Genomic DNA, 20,850 nt, shown 5'->3' with positions numbered 1-20,850 from the left:
CGACACAGAGGCGTCCGCATATCGAACTCGTTGCCCGTTTCGCCCCGTTGGTCCGATGTGAAGCACGGATTGATTACGGGGTGCTACCCGCGTAGCTAAGGAAAAGCCAAGCCCACGCAAAGAAGGTAAAGAGAAGACCAAGGCGCACGGGATTTTATTGACCTTGCGCGAATTGCGTTGAAAAAGTCCGGCGTAGCCCGTAGGGGAGCGTGCCCTGCGGAGTCATCAGAACCTCCCCTGGGCCAGGAGCACCATGACCCCCCCAACTCCATCTTCGGCTGTCCCGCTAGAGGTGACCGACGAGACCGCCGAACGGTCGGCCTCGCCCTCCACCTCTCAGGGCAACGAGAGCCGATCTCCGGGACAGCTGGCCTGGAGACGCTTCAAGCGCGACCGCGCGGGCGTTATATCGGCATGTGTCGTGATCTTCTTCTTTGTGATCGCGGTAGCGGCACCGCTCATCGCGAAGCTGTACGGGAAGAACCCGTACACGACCTACGCCAGCCAGGATCCGAACCTGCTCAACGCCTTCTCCTACCCCGCAGGGCCCAACGGTGGCATGAGCTCGTCGTTCTGGTTCGGCATCGAGCCCCAGCTCGGCCGGGACGTCTTCACCTTCCTGCTCTACGGCATCCGCACCTCGCTGGGCATCGCCATCGCCACCGCCCTGCTCACCATGGTGGTCGGCGTCGTCGTCGGCATCACCGCGGGCTATCTGGGCGGCAAGACGGACTACTTCGTCGGACGGATCATCGACATCCTCCTGTCGTTCCCGTCGACCCTGTTCTTCATCGCGTTCATGCCGGTCGTCTACGGCCTCTTCGTCGCCCCCGACGAGAACATCCCGACCTGGCTGCGCGTGGTCGCGCTGATCGTGGTCCTCTCCGCCTTCGGCTGGGCCACCATCGCCCGTCTGCTGCGCGGACAGGTCCTCGCCATGCGCGAGCGGGAGTTCGTGGAAGCGGCCAAGATCACGGGCGCGTCGCCGATGCGCATCGTGTTCAAGGAACTGCTGCCCAACCTGTGGACGCCGATCATCATCCAGGCGACGCTGCTGGTCCCGACCCTCGTGACCACGGAAGCAGGTCTCGCGTTCCTCGGCGTCGGCATCATCGACCCCACCCCGGACTGGGGCGTGATGATCCAGCGTGGTGCCCAGTTCTACAACGAGGACTTCACGTACATGCTCTTCCCGGGCCTGTCCATGGTGATCTTCGTCGTCGCCTTCAACCTGTTCGGTGACTCGATTCGCGACGCGCTCGACCCGAAGTCCAGGCGGTAGCGCCACCCCCCACGCCCCCGGCCCGGCCCAACGACGTCCGGCTGCCGTCCATCCAGATCTGATCCGTATAGGCAGGCTCAGCATGTCCTTTTCCCGCAGAAACTTCCTGATCGCCACCGGTGTGGTCACGGCGTCCACCACCGTGCTGAGCGCCTGTGGCAGCAGCGATTCCGGAAGCGGCTCGTCGAACGACGTCCCGTCGGTCGCCAAGGCCAAGACCCAGAACATCCCGGTCGGCACCAAGGCCGACTCCGTCGGCCCGGCGCCGGAGGTCACGGGCGCGGTCAAGGGCGGGACGGTCTACGGGCTCGACCAGTTCGACATGGACCACCTGGACCCGGCCCAGATCTACGTCTCGACCGAGGGCGCCATCACCGTCCCGATCATGCGCGGTCTCACCGGCTACAAGATCGACGAGAAGGGCGGCTGCACGCTCGTCGGCGACGCCGCGACCGACCCCGGCACGATGAAGAACGGCGGCAAGACCTGGTCGTTCACCATCAAGGACGGCATCAAGTGGGAGGACGGTTCCGACCTCTCCATGGACGACGTCCGCCACACCTTCGAGCGGTTGTTCGCCAGCTTCATCACCGAGGGTCCCCGCTACGTGCAGCAGTGGCTGGTCGGCGGCGACAAGTACAAGGGCCCCTACAGCGGCAAGACCCTCAGCTCGATCGAGGTCTCCGGCAAGACCATCACCTTCCACCTCAACGAGGCCCGCGCCGACTTCAACTACACGCTGGCCATGCGCGGCTACTCCCTGGTGCCGAAGAAGCAGGACACCCAGGAGAAGTACGACAAGCAGCCGTTCTCCTGCGGCCCGTACCGGATCCAGAGCCGCAGCGTCGGCAAGTCGATGACCTACGTGCGCAACGAGCACTGGGACCCGAAGACCGACCCGATCCGCAACGCCTACCCGGACAAGTTCCTCTTCCAGTTCGGGTTCCAGAACATCGCCTCCACCGACCGGTACATCGCCGACAAGGGCAATGACCAGTACGCGATCTCGATCTTCAACGAGGTCGCGCCCGAGCGCACCGCGCAGGTCCTCACCAACGCGACCCTGAAGAAGCGCGTCCTCACCCAGGTCGACCCGGTCACCTACTACTGGCCGATCAACACGACCCGGATCACCGACGTCAAGGTCCGCCAGGCCATCAACTACGCCTGGCCGCACCAGCAGTTGCAGACCATCCGCGGCGGCCGGGCCACGTCCGAGATCGCCAGCACGATCTTCAGCCCGGTCACTCCCGGCTACTCGAACTTCGACCTCTACGAGGCCGACACGAAGCCCGCCGGCGACCCGGCCAAGGCCAAGGCCCTGCTGAAGGAGGCCGGCAAGGTCGGCCAGAAGCTGGTCATCGCCTACCAGCAGTCCGACAACTCGGTGAAGCAGGCCGTCGCGATCAAGAACGCGCTGGAGGCGGCCGGCTTCCAGGTCGTCAACCAGCAGATCGACAAGTCGACCTTCTACACCCAGATCGGCAAGATCGACAACGGCTTCGACCTGATGGCGGCCGGCTGGAGCCCGGACTGGCCGAACGGCTACTCGGTCTTCTTCCCCTGCTGGAGCGGCAAGAACGTCGGCGACGGCCGCAGCAACTACGCCCAGCTCAACGACCCGAGCGTGAACAAGGCGATCGACGCGGCGGCCAAGATCAGCGACGCCACGGCCGCCAACAAGGCCTGGGGCGCCGTCGACCGGCAGATCATGGAGCTGGCGGCGACGGTTCCCGACTACCACGCCATCCGCAACTGGATGCACGGATCGAAGATCGGCAACGTCATCTACGACGCCGGCAGCACCTGCGTCGCGCTCTGCAAGCTCTACGTGGCGAAGTAAGCGAGCACCCTCCACGGGGGCGGCCGGCTGTCCGGCCGCCCCCTGCGGCCCACCCCCCTAGCCCCGGCGACGGCGCCCCGTCCGGAAAGTCACGCCCCATGTTCCGCTTCCTCGTCCGCCGCGTATTCGGCGCGCTGGTCATCCTGTTGATCATCAGCGCCGTCACGTTCTGGCTTTTCTACGCCGTTCCACGTGACCCCGCCCAGATGTCCTGCGGCAAGAACTGCACGCCCGACATGCTCGCGCAGATCCGGCACAACCTGGGCATCGACCACCCGATCCCGGTGCAGTACTGGGACTGGCTCAAGGGCATCTTCGTCGGGCGTGAATACACGGGCTTCGGGCACTGCGACGCGCCCTGCCTCGGCTACTCGTTCGCCAACCGCGAGCCCGTGCTCGGCACGATCATGGACCGGCTGCCGCTGACCCTCTCGCTCGCCTTCGGCTCCGCCGTCGTCTTCCTCATCCTCGGCATCGGCGCGGGCATGCTGGCCGCCGTGAAGCAGGGCAAGTGGCAGGACAAGGCGGCCAGCTCGGCGTCGCTGGTCGCCTCCTCGCTGCAGATCTACTTCGTCGGCTACCTCGCGATGTACCTCTTGGTCGCGAAGCTCGGCTGGCTGGACAACCCGTCGTACACCCCGCTCACCCAGAACCCGGCCTCCTGGGCCTGGGGTCTGCTGCTCCCCTGGCTGGTGCTGGCGCTGATCTGGACCGCCAACTACACCCGTATGACCCGGTCCCAGCTGGTCGAGACGCTCACCGAGGACTACGTCCGCACGGCCCGCGCCAAGGGCCTGTCCCGGCGCAGCGTCTTCTTCCGGTTCGCCTGGCGCGGCGCGATGGGTCCGATCGTCACCATCTTCGGCATCGACATGGCCACCCTCATCGGCGGCGCGATCATCACCGAGAACACCTTCAGCCTCCAGGGCGTCGGCCGGCTCGCGGTGGACTCCGTGGACAAGAGCGACCTGCCCATGCTGCTCGGCGTCACCGTGCTGGCGGCCGGGGCGATCGTGTTCTTCAACATCATCGTCGACGCCGTCTACGCCTTCATCGACCCGCGGATCCGGCTCGCCTGACCTCCGCCCCGGTCCCGTCCCTCTCACCGCCTACCCGGCGACCCCCGCATCACCCCCCAGGAGCGTCCCCCGTGACGAGCACCGATCAGCAGCCGTTCCTCTCCGTCAAGGACCTGAAGGTCCACTTCTCCACCGAGGACGGCATCGTCAAGGCCGTCGACGGGCTCAGCTTCGACCTCGCCAAGGGCCGGACTCTCGGCATCGTCGGCGAATCGGGTTCCGGCAAGTCGGTCACGAACCTGACCATCCTCGGCCTGCACAACCGCGAACACACCACGATCAGCGGCGAGATCCTGCTCGACGGCAAGGAACTGCTGACCGCCCGTGAGCGCGAGCTGGAGCGGCTGCGCGGCAACAAGATGTCCATGATCTTCCAGGACGCCCTTGCCTCGCTGTCGCCGTTCCACACCGTCGGCACCCAGATCGGCGAGGTGTACAGCAAGCACACCGGCGCCTCCAAGAAGGAGGCCCGGGCGCGCGCCGTCGAGATGCTGCGCCGGGTCGGGATCCCGCAGCCGGACGTGCGGGTCGACGACTACCCGCACCAGTTCTCCGGCGGTATGCGCCAGCGCGCGATGATCGCGATGGCGCTGGTCTGCGACCCCGAGCTGCTGATCGCCGACGAGCCGACGACGGCCCTGGACGTGACCGTGCAGGCACAGATCATGGACCTGCTGAAGGACCTCCAGCAGGAGTTCGGCACCGCGATCATCTTCATCACCCACGACCTCGGTGTCATCGCCGACATCGCGGACGACGTCCTGGTGATGTACGGCGGCCGGTGTGTGGAGCGGGGCTCGAAGCGCGAAGTGCTGGGCGCCCCGCAACACCCGTACACCCTCGGTCTGCTGAACTCCATGCCGAGCCTCGACGGCGCGGTCGACGTTCCGCTCACGCCGATCCCCGGTTCGCCGCCCTCGCTGCTGAACCCGCCCACCGGCTGCCGGTTCCACCCGCGCTGCGCCTTCGCGGACAAGGTCGCCGGCGGACGGTGCTCCAGCGAGCGGCCGCAGCTCGAACTGGTCGACGGCCGGGGCTCGGCCTGCCACCTCACGTTGGAGCAGCGCGCCGACCTCTTCGCCGACCTCGCCGCATCCCGGCACCACTGACGGACACGAGACGGGACTTCACGATCATGAGCAACACCAGCCCCCTCCTGAACGTCACCGGGCTGACCAAGCACTTCCCGGTCAAGGGTGGTTTCCCGATCCGCCGTACGGTCGGCCACGTCCAGGCCGTCGACGGCCTCGACTTCCAGGTCGCCGAGGGCGAGAGCCTGGGCCTGGTCGGCGAGTCCGGCTGCGGCAAGTCGACCACCGGCCGCCTCATCACCCGGCTCCTGGAACCGACCGCCGGCACCATCTCCTACCGCGGCCAGGACATCACCCACGCCAGCCGCAGGCAGCTGGCCCCGGTCCGCTCCGAGATCCAGATGATCTTCCAGGACCCGTACGCGTCCCTGAACCCGCGCCAGACCGTCGGAAAGATCATCTCCGGTCCGATGGAGATCAACGGGATCAACCCGCCCGGCGGCCAGGAGAAGCGCGTCCGGGAACTCCTGGAGATCGTCGGCCTCAACCCCGAGCACTTCAACCGGTTCCCGCACGAGTTCTCCGGCGGCCAGCGCCAGCGCATCGGCGTCGCCCGCGCCCTCGCCCTGGAACCGAAGCTGATCGTCGCCGACGAACCGGTCTCCGCCCTGGACGTCTCCATCCAGGCCCAGGTCGTCAACCTGCTCCAGCAGGTGCAGCAGGAACTCGGCATCGCCTTCCTGTTCATCGCCCACGACCTGGCGATCGTGCGGCACTTCTCGCAGCGCGTGGCGGTCATGTACCTCGGCAAGATCGTGGAGATCGCCGACCGCGCCGACCTGTACGACAACCCGCGCCACCCCTACACCCGGGCCCTGCTCTCCGCCGTCCCCGAGGCCACGGTGGACGACGAGGGGCCGGCCCGCGAGCGCATCCGGCTCGTCGGCGACGTACCGTCCCCGATCAACCCGCCCTCCGGCTGCCGCTTCCGCACCCGCTGCTGGAAGGCGACGGAGAAGTGCGCCACCGAAGCCCCGCCGCTGGTCCAGGTCGAGGGCAACCGGCCCGGTCACCTGACCGCGTGCCACTACCCCGAGGCGCAGGAGACGGTTCCGGGTCCGCGCCACGCCAAGAACCCCCGGGAAGCGGCCTGACACACCCCTTTTCGTCAGCCGCCTCCCGCGGAACGGACATTCACCGGCCCATTGACCCGAGCCCATGAGCGTCCGCTTCCAGGGGACGAAGGCCCGCGCCTCCCCCGGCGCGGGCCTTTGCCGTTGGGGGCGGCGGATGGTTCGGGTCATGGCTCGGTACAGGACGCCACGGGTGACGGCTTCGTGCAGGTCATGGGTCGGTACGGGGAGTGGTTCGGTGCAGGTCGTGGTTCAGCAATGAACAAAATGTGTACGGACCCCCTGGGTGCGGCTCAGTCAGGTGTGGCACACTGCGCCGGTGGTCGATCATTCGTTCGCCGATCTCTCGCTCGCCGCGCTGCACGACGGACTCCACCCGTGGGGGCCCGGGGACGACTTCTACCTGGACCTGGTGATGGCCGCGGGCTCCGTGCTCGACGTCGGCTGCGGGACCGGGCGATTGCTGCGCCGGGCCCGCGCGCGGGGTCATGGGGGCCGACTGCTGGGGCTCGACCCCGCTGCGGCGATGCTGGTGCAGGCGCGACGGGCCGCCCCCGACGGGGAATGGGTGCTCGGCGATCTGCGGACCCGGCTGTGGGACGGCGAGTTCGAGCTGGTCGTGATGACCGGGTACACCTTCCAGACGCTCGTCGGGGACGAGGAGTTGCGGGCCGGTCTGCGGGCCGTCCGGGCGGCGCTCGCCGAGGGCGGGCGGTTCGTCTTCGAGACACGTGATCCCGCTGCGCGTGCGTGGGAGACCTGGGGCCCCGACCGGGTGCGGGAGGTCACCGGGCCCGATGGTACGGCCGTACGGGTGTGGCGCGAGGTGCGCGAGGTGCGGGGCGGTCCCGGTGGGGACCGGGTGGCCTACACGGAGACCTTCGAAGGTGGGAGCGGAGGCCGGGACCGGGCTCCGGCCCGGACCCGGGTCAGCCGGGGCACGTTGCGGTTCCTGGACAACGAACGGCTGGGCGGGTTCCTCGCGGAGGCGGGGCTGGGAGTGGTGGAGCAGTACGGGGACTGGGGGCGGGGGCCGGTGGGGCCCGGTGGCCCGGAGATCATCACGGTTGCCGCTCCGCTGGGTGCGCGGTAACGGGTTGGCTTTTTGCCTGCGGCGGCGTTGGGACCGGTGCGCTCCGCTGCGCGCGCCGTAACAGGTCGGTTTTCCCGTGCGGGAGCGTCGGGGCCGGTCGCGCAGTTCCCCGCGCCCCTTCAAAGGGGCGTTTCAGTCGGGCCGGATCGAACGGTTGCGCTCCGCTGCACTCGCCCCAACCGGGCGGACTTCCCGTGCAGGAACGTCGGGGCCGGTCGCGCAGTTCCCCGCGCCCCTTCAAAGCGAACGGTTGCGCTCCGCTGCACTCGCCGCAACAGGTCGGTTTTCCGGTGCAGGAGCATCGGGGCCGGTCGCGCAGTTCCCCGCGCCCCTTCAAGGCGAACGGCTGCGCTCCGCTGCACTCGCCCCAACCAGGCGGACTTCCCGTGCAGGAGCATCGGGGCCAGTCGCGCAGTTCCCCGCGCCCCTTCAAGGCGAACGGTTGCGCTCCGCTGCACTCGCCCCAACCAGGCGGACTTCCCGTGCAGGAACGTCGGGGCCGGTCGCGCAGTTCCCCGCGCCCCTTCAAAGCGAACGGCTGCGCTCCGCTGCACTCGCCCCAACCAGGCGGACTTCCCGTGCACGAACGTCGGGGCCGGTCGCGCAGTTCCCCGCGCCCCTTCAAGGGCTCGGGGAACTGCACCGGTTCCCGTCCGTGCGTCGGTGCGCTACGCGGGGTTCGGGTCGTCCTGGTCCTCCAGGGCCGCCAGTGCCGGGTCCAGGACGATGTCCTCCTCCCTGGCCTCGGTCGTCGGGTCCTCCGGGAAGTGGCAGGCCGTCAGGTGGCCGGCCCGGTTGCCGGAGAGCTGGAGCAGCGGTGGCTCCTCGGTGGCGCACTTCTCCGTCGCCTTCCAGCAGCGGGTGCGGAAGCGGCAGCCGGAGGGCGGGTTGATCGGGGACGGTACGTCGCCGGCCAGCCGGATCCGCTCGCGCCCGGCGGTCTCCGTCTCCGTGAGGTTCACCTCGGGGACGGCCGAGAGGAGGGCGTGGGTGTAGGGGTGGCGGGGGCGGGAGTAGATGTCGTCGCGGTCGCCGACCTCGATGATCTTGCCGAGGTACATCACGGCCACACGCTGCGAGAAGTGCCGTACCACCGCCAGGTCGTGGGCGATGAACAGGAAGGCGATGCCGAGTTCCTGCTGCACCTGCCGCAGCAGGTTGACGACCTGGGCCTGGATGGAGACGTCCAGGGCGGAGACCGGTTCGTCCGCGACGATCAGCTTCGGTTCCAGGGCGAGCGCGCGGGCGACACCGATGCGCTGGCGCTGGCCGCCGGAGAACTCGTGCGGGAACCGGTTGAAGTGCTCCGGGTTGAGACCGACGATCTCCAGGAGTTCCCGGACCCGCTTCTCCCGGCCGCCGGGCGGGTTGATCCCGTTGATCTCCATCGGACCGGAGATGATCGTGCCGACCGTCTGCCTCGGATTGAGCGAGGAGTACGGGTCCTGGAAGATCATCTGGATCTCGGAGCGGACCGGGGCCAGCTGCCTGCGGCCGGCGTGGGAGATGTCCTGGCCGCGGTAGGAGATCGTGCCGGCGGTCGGTTCCAGGAGCCGGGTGATGAGGCGGCCGGTGGTCGACTTGCCGCAGCCGGACTCGCCGACCAGGCCCAGGCTCTCGCCCTCGGCGACCTGGAAGTCGAGGCCGTCGACGGCCTGGACGTGCCCGACCGTACGGCGGATCGGGAAACCACCCTTGACCGGGAAGTACTTCTTCAGTCCCGCCACGGTCAGCAGCGGCTCCCCCGCCGGGGCCGCGGCGCCCTCGCGAGGGGCGGGAAGGACGAGGTCCTCTGTCATGACGATGTCCTCCTAGCCCAGACGGGGCTTGATCTCTTCGATGAAGATGGTCCGCTTCTGCTCCGCCGTCAGATGGCACGCGGCGGCGCGGTCCGGTCCGAGCGGCGGGTTCTCGTCGACGCAGCGGGTGCCGCCGACCCGGTCCTGGAAGGTGCACCGGGGGTGGAAGCGGCAGCCGGACGGCGGGTTCAGCAGCGACGGCGGCGAGCCGGGGATCGGCGTGAGCGGCGTGTCGATGTCCGAGTCGAGGCGCGGCATCGAGTTCAGCAGGCCCCAGGTGTACGGGTGCTGCGGCGCGCGGAGCACGTCGTCGACGGTGCCGCGCTCCACTGCCCGGCCCGCGTACATCACCATGATGTCGTCGGCCATGTCGGCGATGACACCGAGGTCGTGGGTGATGAAGACGATCGCGGAGCCGAACTCCTGCTGGAGGTCCTTGAGCAGGTCGAGGATCTGCGCCTGGACCGTCACGTCGAGCGCGGTGGTCGGCTCGTCGGCGATGAGCAGGTCGGGGTCGCAGACCAGCGCCATCGCGATCATCGCGCGCTGGCGCATACCGCCGGAGAACTGGTGCGGGTAGTCCTTCGCCCGCTCCTTGGGGTTGGGGATGCCGACCTTGGCCAGCATCTCGACCGCACGCTCCCACGCGGCCTTCTTCGACGCGCCGGTGTGCTTCATGAACGGCTCGGCGATCTGCCGGCCCACGGTGTAGAACGGCGACAGCGCGGTCAGCGGATCCTGGAAGATCATCGCCATCCGGTTGCCGCGGAGCTTCTCCAGCTCCTTCTGCGAAGCGGTGATCAGCTCCTTGCCGTCCAGCAGGATCTCGCCGTCGATGGTGGTGCTCAGCGGGTTGTGCAGGCCGAGGACGGTCAGGTTGGTGACCGACTTGCCCGAGCCGGACTCACCGACGATGCCCAGGGTCCGACCGCGCTGGACGTCGAAGGAGAGGCCGTCGACCGCCTTCACGGGACCGTCCTCGGTGGAGAACGTCACCTGTAGATCGCGGACCGAGAGGAAGGTCTCCTCCGATGCCGGGACCGGTGCGCCCTCGGTCTTGGTCAGTGTGCTCACGGTGGTGGGTTCTTCCTAGGAGAGCCGGACGCGCGGGTCGATGAAGGCGTAGGCGATGTCGGTGAAGATGTTGATCATCAGGATGAAGAAGGCACCGAACAGCATGACGCCCATCGTCAACGGCAGGTCCTTGGTCGTCGCGCCCTCCACGGCGAGCTGGCCGATGCCCTGGAGCGAGAAGGTCAGTTCGGTGACCACGGCGCCGCCGAGCATGGAGCTGACATCGATGCCGAGGACGGTCACGATCGGGATCATCGAGCCGCGCCAGGCGTAGCGGAAGAAGACGTACTTGTTCGACATGCCCTTGGCCCGGGCGGTGCGGACGTGGTCCTCGGCGAGCTGCTCGATCATCGACGAGCGGGCCATACGGGTGTACTGCGCGGTGAAGATGGTCGCCATCACGCACACCGGGATGGACATGCCGACGAACCAGCCGACCGGATCCTGCGTGATCGGTACGTACTTGGGGTCTTCCATCCAGCCGGTGCTGTAGACGAGGACGGTCAGGACGATCGGGCCGAGGAAGTAGATCTGGAAGGAGCTGAGCACCATGGAGGCGCCCGTGGCGATCTTGTCCACCAGAGTGGCCCGCCGGTAGGCGGCGAGCATGCCCGCGCCGACACCGACGACGAGGAAGACGATCGCTCCGCCGACGGTCAGCGTCAGGGTCAGCGGGAAGCGGTCCGTGATCGTGCTCCAGACCATGTCGCCCGAGTAGAACGACACGCCCAGGCAGGGCGCCGAACAGTGGCCGGTGGGGTAGTCGCGGCCCGTCACGATGCCGGACATGAAGTCCCAGAACTGCTGGGCCAACGGCAGGTTGAGGCCCAGTGCGTCCCGGATGTCCGCCAGTCGCTGGGGCGAGCAGTCCTTGCCGCAGGCCAGCGAGGCGTAGTCGGAGGGCGCGGCGACGAACAGGAAGAACGTGGCCGCTCCGATGAGGAACAGCGTGACGACGGCACCGACCGCGCGCCGGAGGATGAACTGAAGCATGGCGGGCTGACTGCTCTCTGCGGTGACAGTGGGAAGAGGTGTTTCACCCCGGTGCGGGGGCCCGCTCCGCCTGGTGCGGGCCCCCGCGACCGACCGGGGAGCGTTACGACTTCAGGTACACGCGGTTGATGTCGAGGAGGCTCGACACCGAGCCGTACCGCGCACCGCCGACGTTGGAGCCGGACAGCTGGAACTGCTTCGTGTACCACAGCGGCGCCGCCGGGATGACGTTCTCCAGCAGGTAGTGCTCGGCTTCCTTCCAGGTCGCCGCCGCCTCGGTGGGCTCCTGGGTCAGCGCCTTCTTGATGAGGGCGTCGACCTTCGGGTCCTTGACGTGCGAGTAGTTCGGGCTGCCGTCGGTGACCTGGGTGCCGTCGAAGATCGGCGTGACGACCGTGCCGGGGGACGGCCAGTCCTGGCCCCAGCCGGAGATGTAGATGTCGTACGGGTTGTCGAGCTTGCCGATCTGCTCGTAGTAGCTGGCGGAGTCGACCTCCTTGGAGACGATCTTCAGCCCGACCTTGGTCAGGGCGTCCTCTATCGCCACCTTGCGCTTCTGGCCGGCCTCGCTGTTGGCGTAGGCGAAGACGAGGGTCTTCGCCGAGGCCGGGACGTCCTTCAGGATCTCCTCGGCCTTGGCGATGTTGCCCTGCGGGGTCTTCAGCCGGCCGTAGGGGTCGTAGGCCGGCTCGTAGCCCGGCAGCGTCGGGGCGAAGTAGTTCGGGGCCACGTCACCGCCGTAGGCACCGCCCTCGCCCGCGATGAGGGACTTGGAGTTGACGGCGTAGGTGACGGCCTCGCGGACCTTCTTGTCCTTGACCCGGTCCAGGTTGAAGCTGAGCTGCATGACGAAGGGCTGGTAGCCCTTGACCGTGCGCTTGCTGACCTCCGGGTCGCCGATGACGTCCTGGATCTGGGTGGCCTCGACGCCGTTGGTGAGCTGGATGGCGTTCTTGTTGTCGCCCTGGTCGGCGATCAGACGCTTGGTCTGGGTCGACTCGGTCACGCCGAACTGGATATTGAAGCCGTTCACGTACTGGTGGCGCACGGAGTCCGTCTTCGGGTCCCAGTTGGTGTTCTTCACCAGCGTCATGGACTTGCCGATCTTGTTCTCGGCAATCTTGTACGGGCCCGTGGAGACAGGGGCCTTGTCGTACTTCTCCTTGGTGTCGGTCTTCTCCGGCACGATCCCGTAACCGGCCATGGCCAGCGTCTGCGGCAGGTCGGGGCGCGCGGTGTCGAAGTGGAAGACGACCGTCTTGTCGTCCGGGGTGTCCAGGACCGAGGCGGGCAGGTGCTTGGAGCCGAAGCCGCCGTCGGGCAGCGCCTTGCGGTAGTCCGCGCCGCTCAGCCAGGTCTGGAGGTAGGTCGGGCCGTCGAAGATGAACTTCGCGTAGGTGCGCTCGACGGTGTGCCGGACGTCGGCCGAGGTGATCGGGTTGCCCTTCTCGTCCTTGACGCCGTCCTTGAGGGTGAAGGTCCAGGTCTTGCCGCCGTCCGAGGACTTGCCGGAGTCGGTGGCGAGGTCGCCGACGACCGAGACGTTGCCCTTGTCGTCCTCCTGGAACTGGGTCAGCCGACGGAACAGCAGGTTGGCGACCTGGCCGGCGTCGCTGACGTAGATCTGGCCCGGGTCCAGGTGGGAGAGGCCCGCCTCCTGGTAGACGGTGATCGTGCCGCCGCTCTTGGCGCCGGGCACCTCCTCGGCGGGACCGGTCGAGGCGGCCGAGTCGGCGTAGGTGACCGCCTTCGACTGGACCGACGCCTCCTTCTGGTCCTTCTTCGAGTCCGTGCCGGACTTGCCGCCCTCGTTCTTGGAGCAGGCCGTGAGAACGAGGGAGCCCGCCGCCAGGGCGACCACGACGGCGCGTGCCGTGCGTGAGCTGTGAGACATCATGTGGCTAATCCACCTACCTGTCGATTGTGATCCATGAGTACTGCCAGGCGCTGGCCGGCGGGCCGAGCGGGGGCGGCAGTCACCCCCCACCAATGGACGTGCTATCGCCCGGACTTGGGGTCGAAGGCGTCCCGTACGGAGTCTCCGAGGAGGTTGAAGCAGAGAATGAAGATCACCAACGCCAGGCCGGGGAAGAACATGAACGCCGGGTCCTGCTCGGCGTACCGGGCGCCGACGGCGAACAGGCGTCCCCAGTCCGGGGTGGGCTCGACGAAGCCGACACCCGCGAAGGACAGGAAGGCGATGGTGAGGATGGTGCTGGGCAACTGGTACGTGAACTGCACCAGGATGGGCGTCACGACGTTGGGCAGGATCTCCTTGCGCACGATCCGCCAGGGAGAGGCGCCGGAGACCCGCGCGGCCTCGACGAACTCCCGCTCGCGCAGCGAGAGGACGGTGGACCTCACGAGGCGGGCCATGCCCATCCAGCCGAGCAGCCACAGCACGATCAGCATGGCCAGCGCGCGGAAGTAGGTGGGCGTCTCCTCGCGCGGGTCCACGAAGAACGACGTCACCACGGGCATGAAGGCGATGAAGAACAGCTGCGACGGGAAGGAGAGGAAGAAGTCGGTGACCCGGCCGATCCAGTAGTCGGTGCGACCGCCGAAGTAGCCGCCGATCAGGCCGATGATCACGCCCGTGGTCATCACCAGGACGGTGATGCCGAGGGACATGAACAGCGAGGTGCGCATGCCGTAGACCAGCATCGCGAACAGGTCGCGGCCGTACTGCGGTTCGACGCCGAACCAGTGGCTGCCGGAGACCCCGCCGAGGTAGCCGAGCGGCAGTCCGAAGTCGTCGAGCACGGGTGTGTCGGCGTACGTCGGGTCCTGGCCGTACAGCGTGTACGGGTCGGTGCCGGAGAGCTTCACCAGCAGGGGCGCGAGCAGGGCGATGACGAAGTAGGCGATCACCACCACGGCGGTGATGACACCCGTGCGGTCCCGCCGGAAGCGGAGCCACATCAGCTGGCCGGGAGAGCGGCCCACCAGCTCGCCGTTGCCGGACTTGGTCTTCGGCCCAGGTTCGCCGTCGACGACCGAAGTCCCGCTGCCCTCAATGTCGATAGGACTTGTCACTGTTCGTCCGTTTCACAGATATGGGTGTGCAGTGACGCCGGGGTACTGCGACGAGCGCGAAACCGCAGTCGGACGCGCGTAGTCGAACCGCCGCACTGAACGATCGGAGGATGCCTCAGATGTGGTCGCCGGACAGGCGCTCGGAGCTGCGACGGACAGACCGTGCGAACGTGACCCACCTGGTGCTCGTGACACCGCGCATGGGTGTTCCTCCTATGACTTCACGTGTTCACCAACAGGAGGGGGTTTCCGACTGGCCTCCGACACCCCTGACGGAGGGTCAGGCACCCCCTGGTGCTCGCGAGTCGAGCGCTGTCCCCACAGCGCGAGACCCATTGACCCGAGCGCTACGCGGCTAACTATCTGCCATGGGTAAGAGGACGGACCACTGTTCTTAAATCTCAATTCAGTCACGGCTCGTACCTAGACCTTCCAAAATCTGGACAAACTGTCTGCCCGAAGAAGGCCACGAAACGGACGTGTTACATGGCTATCGGGCAGGGATCTCCGCATGCCGGACATCCGAGCCCGAAAAAGGAGTTGAAAAAAGCCCGGGCGTCCCCATAGTGGGGAACGCCCGGGCCGGGCCCTGGGAGGGTTTCGGCCAACCGTGTTCGGGTCAGCCGTGTTCAGGTCAGCCGTGCTTGGCGCGGCTCGCGGCGCGGGCACGCTCGCGGGCGTCCAGGTTCACCTTGCGGATGCGAACCGCCTCCGGGGTCACCTCGACGCACTCGTCGTCGCGGCAGAACTCCAGCGACTGCTCCAGCGACAGCTTGCGCGGCGGCACGATCGACTCGGTCACGTCGGCCGTCGACGAGCGCATGTTGGTGAGCTTCTTCTCCTTGGTGATGTTCACGTCCATGTCGTCGGAGCGCGAGTTCTCGCCGACGATCATGCCCTCGTACACCTCGGTGCCCGGGTCCACGAACAGCACGCCGCGCTCCTGGAGGTTCGTCATGGCGAACGCGGTGACGGAACCGGACCGGTCGGCGACCAGCGAGCCGTTGTTGCGGGTCTGCAGCGGGCCGAACCACGGCTCGTGGCCCTCGTGGATGGAGTGGCCGATGCCGGTGCCGCGGGTCTGGGTGAGGAACTCCGTACGGAAGCCGATCAGGCCGCGCGAGGGCACCACGAACTCCATGCGGACCCAGCCCGAGCCGTGGTTGGACATGTTGTCCATGCGGCCCTTGCGGACGCCCATGAGCTGGGTGACCGCGCCCATGTGCTCCTCGGGCACGTCGACCGTCATGCGCTCGACCGGCTCGTGGACCTTGCCGTCGACGTCCTTGGTGACGACCCGGGGCTTGCCCACCGTCAGCTCGTAGCCCTCCCGGCGCATCGTCTCGACCAGGATGGCCAGCGCCAGCTCGCCGCGGCCCTGGACCTCCCAGGCGTCCGGGCGCTCGGTGTCCAGGACGCGCAGCGAGACGTTGCCGATCAGCTCGCGGTCGAGGCGGTCCTTGACCTGGCGGGCGGTGACCTTGCGGTCCTTGACGGCCGCCTTGTTCTCGGCGCCCTTGCCGGTGCCGCCGCGGCCGACCAGCGGCGAGGTGTTGGTGCCGATGACCATGGAGATCGCGGGCTCGTCGACCGTGATCAGCGGGAGGGCGATCGGGTTCTCGGGGTCGGCCAGGGTCTCGCCGATCATGATGTCCGGGATGCCGGCGACGGCGCAGATGTCACCGGGCCCGGCCTTCTCGGCGGGCTTGCGGGTGAGCGCCTCGGTCATCATCAGCTCGCTGATGCGAACGTTGCTGACGGAGCCGTCACGCTTGATCCAGGCGACCGTCTGTCCCTTGCGCAGCTCGCCCTGCTCGACCCTGAGCAGCGCGATCCGGCCGAGGAAGTTGTCGGCGTCCAGGTTGGTGACATGGGCCTGGAGCGGGGCCTCCTCGTCGTAGACGGGGGCCGGGATGTGCTCCAGGATCGTGGAGAAGAACGGCTCCAGGCTGGTGGAGTCGGTCGGCACGGTGCCGTTGTCCGGCTTGGTCAGCGAGGCGATGCCGTCCCGACCGCACGCGTACACGATCGGGAACTCGATCTGCTCCTCGTCGGCGTCCAGGTCGAGGAACAGGTCGTAGGTCTCGTTGACGACCTCGTCGATCCGGGCGTCGGGACGGTCCGTCTTGTTGATGCAGAGGATGACCGGCAGCCGGGCCTGGAGCGCCTTGCGCAGCACGAAGCGGGTCTGCGGCAGCGGGCCCTCGGAGGCGTCCACGAGGAGCACCACACCGTCGACCATCGACAGCCCGCGCTCGACCTCGCCGCCGAAGTCGGCGTGGCCGGGGGTGTCGATGATGTTGATGGTGATCGGGTCCCCGCCGTCCTTGGGGTGATACTTCACCGCCGTGTTCTTGGCGAGGATCGTGATGCCCTTCTCACGCTCCAGGTCGTTCGAGTCCATGACGCGGTCGTCGACCTGGTCGAGCTGGTGGGCGGCGAAGGCACCGGCCTGCTTGAGCATGGCGTCGACGATGGTCGTCTTGCCGTGGTCGACGTGGGCGACGATGGCGACGTTGCGGATGTCGTGACGCGTCGTGGTCACAGCCATAGTGCGGCGTACTCCCGGGGTGTGAGGAAGGCCCTGCGCGTCGGTAGGTGTGACGCGGGCCCTGCCGGGCTTGACACGCCACGGCCTCACCCCATGTTACGTGGCGCCGCGACAGGCGTCCGCCGCAGGCCCGGCGTCTCAGCTCGCAGACGGTCTCGGCGGCGCCTGCGCCCCCTTCTTCAGGAAGCCCAGGTCCTCGTAGACGGGCGTCTGGAAACCGAAGGATCCCGCGTTGACCAGGTTCTTCCGTACGGCGGTGAGCTGCGGGCGCTGGTAGAGGGGGAGGGAGCCGGCCGCGGCCCAGATGCGGGAGTCGGCCTTGCGGATCAGGGAGCGGGACTCGCCCTCGTCGAGGGTGGCGACCGCCTGGTCGAACAGTTGGTCGACCTGGTCGGTGCCGACGCGGGTGTAGTTCTGCTCGACGTTCACCGAGCCGTCGGCGGCCGGGAGCGGCTTGGCGTAGATCGGGCGGGCGTCGGTGGCGGGGAAGGCGGAGGACGGCCAGGAGTACAGGGCGAGGTCGAACTGACCGGAGGCGATGTGGTCCTTGAAGTAGCCCTCGTCCGGGACCTTGCTGATCTCCGTGCCGATGCCGACCTTGTCCAGCATCCGCGCGATCCGGTCGGCGACGGTCCGCAGGGACTCCGAGCCGGCGCCCGAGGGGACCACGAAGCGGAGCGAGAGCGCCTTGCCGTCCTTGGCGAAGGGGCCGGACACGGCGGCCGGGGCGGCGGTGCCCCGCGGGGCGTACGCGCCGGGCGCACCACCCTGCGGCGGGTGTTGGTCGGTGTACCGGCCGCCCTCCTGCGCGGCGGGTCTGGCGCCCTCGCCGCCCGTCTCCCCCGCGCCTTGCCGCTCCGCGAGGTCCCCGGGGTCCTTGGAGTCCTCCCCGTCACCCTTGGGCGGCGACTTGGCGTCCTCCCCGTCGTCCTGCCGGTCGGCCGCGCCACCCTCCTCGTCGTCCTGCGGCGCCGCCTCGCTGTCCGCGCCGTCGTCCGAGCGCGGCGCCTTGTCGTCGTCCTCGCCGACGACGTAGGCGCCGTCCTGGCCGCCCTCGGACTCCGCCTGCGCGCCGGCCGCCTTGTCCGGCTTCTGCTCCTTGACGGGACCGCCGCGCACCCACCCGGCGTCCCCGAGCAGCGCCTGTGCCTCCGTGGCGTCCTGGGTGCCCAGGGAGCCGCTGCCGTCGGTGTAGGCGGGCTGGCCGGAGAGGGCGAGATGGCTGCCGACCGGCTCCGCGGGCAGGCCGAGCGGGCCGAGCACCGCCTTGGCCAGCTCCTTGCGGTCGATGGCGCGGGCGACGGCCCGGCGGACCCGCTCGTCGGCCAGGGGACCGCCGGAGCCGTTGAGGGCGAGCTGGGTGTAGGAGGGCTCCAGGGACTTGCGGACCTCGATGTCGCGCAGGGCGGTCTGCTCGCGCAGATACGTCGTGATCTTCTCGCGGAGCTTCGTCGTCCCCTCGGGCAGCTCCTTCGCCGGCAGGCCGTGGGCCAGGGCCCAGGAGCGCAGCTGCTTCGCGGAGGTGCGGCCCGCCCCGAGGACGGGGGCGCCGCCACTGCCCTGGGCGGCGAGGTTGATCCGCTCGACGTCCGCGGGGTCGATGTCGGCGAGGTCCACGGTGCCGTTCGCCATCGCGGTGGCCCGCTGGTCCCGGGGCACCGCCCGGAGCACCAGCTCGGACAGTTTCGCGGGCTGCCCCCACCAGCGCGGGTTGCGGTTGAGGACGATGTCCTTGGCCTTGGTGTCGACCTTGTCGAGGCGGAACGGCCCGGCGGTGACGGGCAGCTCCCGGCGCGCGCCGTCGTTGAAGGCGTCCGGGGTGCCCATGATGTCCTTCGGGTACAGCGGGGAGAACAGCGCCTTCCAGTCGGCGTACGGACGGTTGAAGGTGACCCGGACCTCCAGGTCGTTCGCGCCGCGCTCGATCTTCTCGATGCGGTCGTAGCCGGCGTTGCGGGCGGTCCAGTAGGCGGTGTCCTTGCCGGACAGGGCGCGCCACTGGGCGGCGAAGTCGGCGGCGCCGATCTCCCGGCCGTCGCTCCACACGGCCTGCTGGTTCAGTTTGTAGAGGACGACCTGGCGCGGCTCGGTCTCGATGACCTTGGCGGACTCCAGATAGTCGGCGTTGGACACCGGGCTGCCGTTCGCGTCGATGCGGAACATCGACGGCAGGACGGCCTGCGCGATCCGGTTGGTGCCCGTGTCGGCGTCGGCCTGGAAGCTGTTCAGGGTCTCCGGCAGCGCGTCCACGGCCCAGTGCAGGGTGCCTCCGTCGGCGACCTGGTCACGGGTGGTGGCGGCGATGTCCTGTCCGGCCAGCGGACGGCTCGCCTCGTCGTCGGAGCTGCAGCCGGCGAGGACGGACACCGCGAGCGCGCCCGCGGTGAGGAAGGCGGCCGAGCGTGAGATCGCGCGCGGTCCGACGCCGTCGTGGGACATCTTGCTACCTCCGGGGAGCCCGGTGACAAAGGTGGGTTCTGATCACGTTTGGCGGTATTTTGGTGCTGATCAGATCTACGGACCCACTGAAGAGGAAAGGGTTCGCCGGCCGGGGGCGACACGGCGGCGGGGGCTCGCAAGCCCACCCGTGCGGCGCAACACGCGCCCGGCGCAGACAGAGCGCGTGCGGGCGTGCGGCAGTGGCGCACGATCCGCCAATCGCTGCACATGGCTTCACATCTACAGGTGTGACGCGCAACACTCGCAGGCGCATGAACGTTGCCGCCTTGGACCCATGAGGTCCGGGAAAGTGAGGTCACGTCATGTCCGTGCACGACGACCTGACGTCAGTCCAGCGCTGCATCGACGACCTGTTCCGGTCCGTCGCACGCCTGGAGCAGCAGATCGGGAGCGGCGGCCTGGAGATGCGGCGTGTCCGCGCCGACGCCGAGCACCTGCGCGAGAGCGTGGCACTGCTGCGCGAGGCGGCCCCCCGGCTCGCCGAGCCGCGCCGCCCCGATCTCGTCACCATTCCCGACACGCCGTACGACAAGAGCCTGTGGACGGACTCGGACGACGAAGGTCTGGGTGCCCGCGACCGGCGCGCACCCTAGGCAGTCACCGCAGGCCCGCCCCCCCGACCCGACCGGAGTCACCCCTTGGCCACTGGTACGGAACCCCCCAGCACCGGCGGCGTACGCACCCGCACACGCGCCGCGATCGCCGCCCCGCACCTGCGGACCGACCGCTGGTGGCTGGCGCCCGCCGTCACCGCGGCCGGTCTGTTCGCCTTCGTCGTCTACTCGACCTGGCGGGCCTTCGCGGGCGCCGACTACTACGCGGCGCCGTACGTCTCGCCCTTCTACTCGCCCTGCCTCGCCCAGAACTGCGCGACGATGCGCGGCGGTCCGAACGGCGACCTTTTCGGCAGCTGGTGGGGGATCTCCCCGGCGATCATCATCCTGATCTTCCCGCTCGGCTTCCGCCTGACCTGCTACTACTACCGCAAGGCGTACTACCGCAGCTTCTGGGCGTCCCCGCCGGCCTGCGCGGTCGCCGAGCCGCACCAGAAGTACACCGGCGAGACCCGCTTCCCGCTGATCCTGCAGAACGTCCACCGGTACTTCTTCTACGCCGCGCTGCTGGTCGCCGGGGTCCTCACCTACGACACCGTGCTGTCCTTCCGGGACCAGCACTACCGGTGGGGCCACATGGGCCTCGGCACCCTGGTGTTCCTCGCCAACATCGTGCTGATCTGGGCGTACACCCTGTCCTGTCACTCCTGCCGGCACATCGTCGGCGGCAAGCTCAAGCACTTCTCCCGGCACCCGGTGCGCTACCGGGCATGGCAGTTCGTCGGCCGGCTCAACGCCCGTCACATGCAGCTGGCCTGGGCGTCGCTGGTGAGCGTGGCGCTCGCCGACTTCTACGTGTTCCTGCTCGCCTCCGGCGCCTTCGACGACCCGCGCTTCTTCTAGCGCTTCTTCCAGATTGGGG

15 protein-coding genes are annotated in these 20,850 nt (G+C 68.5%); 8 read left to right on the top strand and 7 right to left on the bottom strand.

Translation table 11 applies throughout. The features are described from left to right. Nucleotides 1-253: 253 nt before the first annotated feature. The 6 genes from ACFY2B_RS03425 (at nt 254) to ACFY2B_RS03400 (ending at nt 7,461) form a co-directional block, all read left to right on the top strand. Nucleotides 254-1,282, top strand: a complete 1,029-nt coding sequence (locus ACFY2B_RS03425) for an ABC transporter permease (RefSeq protein WP_390761418.1) — start codon at nt 254-256, stop codon at nt 1,280-1,282. Nucleotides 1,283-1,364: 82 nt separating this feature from the next. Continuing rightward, on the top strand, nt 1,365-3,125 hold the full coding sequence (locus ACFY2B_RS03420) for an ABC transporter substrate-binding protein (protein WP_390761417.1): 1,761 nt from the start codon (nt 1,365-1,367) through the stop codon (nt 3,123-3,125). A gap of 98 nt (nt 3,126-3,223) precedes the next feature. Further along, nucleotides 3,224-4,204, top strand: coding sequence for an ABC transporter permease (locus ACFY2B_RS03415; RefSeq protein ID WP_390761416.1), 981 nt, complete (start codon nt 3,224-3,226; stop codon nt 4,202-4,204). Between the two features lie 71 nt (nt 4,205-4,275). After that, nucleotides 4,276-5,313 (top strand): ABC transporter ATP-binding protein, encoded by a 1,038-nt coding sequence (locus ACFY2B_RS03410; protein ID WP_376529725.1) that lies wholly within the window; start codon nt 4,276-4,278, stop codon nt 5,311-5,313. Nucleotides 5,314-5,339: 26 nt separating this feature from the next. Continuing rightward, nucleotides 5,340-6,389, top strand: a complete 1,050-nt coding sequence (locus tag ACFY2B_RS03405; protein WP_390761415.1) for an ABC transporter ATP-binding protein — start codon at nt 5,340-5,342, stop codon at nt 6,387-6,389. A gap of 298 nt (nt 6,390-6,687) precedes the next feature. Continuing rightward, nucleotides 6,688-7,461 (top strand): class I SAM-dependent methyltransferase, encoded by a 774-nt coding sequence (locus ACFY2B_RS03400; RefSeq protein ID WP_390761414.1) that lies wholly within the window; start codon nt 6,688-6,690, stop codon nt 7,459-7,461. A gap of 668 nt (nt 7,462-8,129) precedes the next feature. Here ACFY2B_RS03400 and ACFY2B_RS03395 read toward each other — a convergent pair. The 7 genes from ACFY2B_RS03395 to ACFY2B_RS03365 form a co-directional block, all read right to left on the bottom strand. Continuing rightward, a complete protein-coding gene (locus ACFY2B_RS03395) occupies nt 8,130-9,260 on the bottom strand; it encodes an ABC transporter ATP-binding protein (RefSeq protein WP_390761413.1) in 1,131 nt (376 codons plus the stop codon). A 12-nt stretch (nt 9,261-9,272) separates the two neighbouring features. Further along, complete coding sequence (locus ACFY2B_RS03390; protein ID WP_390761412.1) at nt 9,273-10,334, bottom strand: ABC transporter ATP-binding protein; 1,062 nt, start codon at nt 10,332-10,334, stop codon at nt 9,273-9,275. Nucleotides 10,335-10,349: 15 nt separating this feature from the next. Next, nucleotides 10,350-11,327: an ABC transporter permease gene (locus ACFY2B_RS03385; protein WP_390761411.1), complete on the bottom strand. Its 978-nt coding sequence runs from the start codon at nt 11,325-11,327 to the stop codon at nt 10,350-10,352. 103 nt (nt 11,328-11,430) lie between these two features. After that, a complete protein-coding gene (locus tag ACFY2B_RS03380; protein WP_390761410.1) occupies nt 11,431-13,224 on the bottom strand; it encodes an ABC transporter substrate-binding protein in 1,794 nt (597 codons plus the stop codon). A gap of 101 nt (nt 13,225-13,325) precedes the next feature. Beyond that, nucleotides 13,326-14,363 carry an ABC transporter permease gene (locus ACFY2B_RS03375; RefSeq protein ID WP_390761409.1) on the bottom strand — a complete coding sequence of 346 codons (1,038 nt, stop codon included), beginning with the start codon at nt 14,361-14,363 and terminating at the stop codon, nt 13,326-13,328. Nucleotides 14,364-14,997: 634 nt separating this feature from the next. Continuing rightward, the gene (gene typA / locus ACFY2B_RS03370; protein WP_390761408.1) at nt 14,998-16,914 is read right to left on the bottom strand and encodes a translational GTPase TypA; all 1,917 of its coding nucleotides are present in this window, start codon (nt 16,912-16,914) and stop codon (nt 14,998-15,000) included. Nucleotides 16,915-17,052: 138 nt separating this feature from the next. Beyond that, nucleotides 17,053-19,353: an ABC transporter substrate-binding protein gene (locus ACFY2B_RS03365; RefSeq protein ID WP_390761407.1), complete on the bottom strand. Its 2,301-nt coding sequence runs from the start codon at nt 19,351-19,353 to the stop codon at nt 17,053-17,055. A 323-nt stretch (nt 19,354-19,676) separates the two neighbouring features. On the opposite strand from ACFY2B_RS03365, the gene ACFY2B_RS03360 reads away from it, so the two are divergent. Both ACFY2B_RS03360 and ACFY2B_RS03355 read left to right on the top strand, forming a co-directional pair. Beyond that, nucleotides 19,677-19,967, top strand: coding sequence for a hypothetical protein (locus ACFY2B_RS03360; protein ID WP_390761406.1), 291 nt, complete (start codon nt 19,677-19,679; stop codon nt 19,965-19,967). 45 nt (nt 19,968-20,012) lie between these two features. Further along, nucleotides 20,013-20,831 (top strand): hypothetical protein, encoded by an 819-nt coding sequence (locus ACFY2B_RS03355; protein ID WP_390761405.1) that lies wholly within the window; start codon nt 20,013-20,015, stop codon nt 20,829-20,831. The last annotated feature ends 19 nt before the right edge of the window (nt 20,832-20,850 follow it).

The sequence above is a fragment of the Streptomyces sp. NPDC001270 genome, assembly GCF_042896695.1.
GTDB lineage: Bacteria > Actinomycetota > Actinomycetes > Streptomycetales > Streptomycetaceae > Streptomyces.
Note: the sequence above shows the minus strand (reverse complement) of the source record. Positions and strands in the feature narration are given on the sequence as shown.

Coding starts and splice junctions, on each gene's coding strand:
- ACFY2B_RS03365 (WP_390761407.1), bottom strand. CDS start 19,353: ATGTCCCACGACGGCGTCGGACCGCGCGCGATCTCACGCTCGGCCGCC.
- ACFY2B_RS03415 (WP_390761416.1), top strand. CDS start 3,224: ATGTTCCGCTTCCTCGTCCGCCGCGTATTCGGCGCGCTGGTCATCCTG.
- ACFY2B_RS03380 (WP_390761410.1), bottom strand. CDS start 13,224: ATGATGTCTCACAGCTCACGCACGGCACGCGCCGTCGTGGTCGCCCTG.
- ACFY2B_RS03405 (WP_390761415.1), top strand. CDS start 5,340: ATGAGCAACACCAGCCCCCTCCTGAACGTCACCGGGCTGACCAAGCAC.
- ACFY2B_RS03395 (WP_390761413.1), bottom strand. CDS start 9,260: ATGACAGAGGACCTCGTCCTTCCCGCCCCTCGCGAGGGCGCCGCGGCC.
- ACFY2B_RS03425 (WP_390761418.1), top strand. CDS start 254: ATGACCCCCCCAACTCCATCTTCGGCTGTCCCGCTAGAGGTGACCGAC.
- ACFY2B_RS03385 (WP_390761411.1), bottom strand. CDS start 11,327: ATGCTTCAGTTCATCCTCCGGCGCGCGGTCGGTGCCGTCGTCACGCTG.
- ACFY2B_RS03420 (WP_390761417.1), top strand. CDS start 1,365: ATGTCCTTTTCCCGCAGAAACTTCCTGATCGCCACCGGTGTGGTCACG.
- ACFY2B_RS03360 (WP_390761406.1), top strand. CDS start 19,677: ATGTCCGTGCACGACGACCTGACGTCAGTCCAGCGCTGCATCGACGAC.
- typA (WP_390761408.1), bottom strand. CDS start 16,914: ATGGCTGTGACCACGACGCGTCACGACATCCGCAACGTCGCCATCGTC.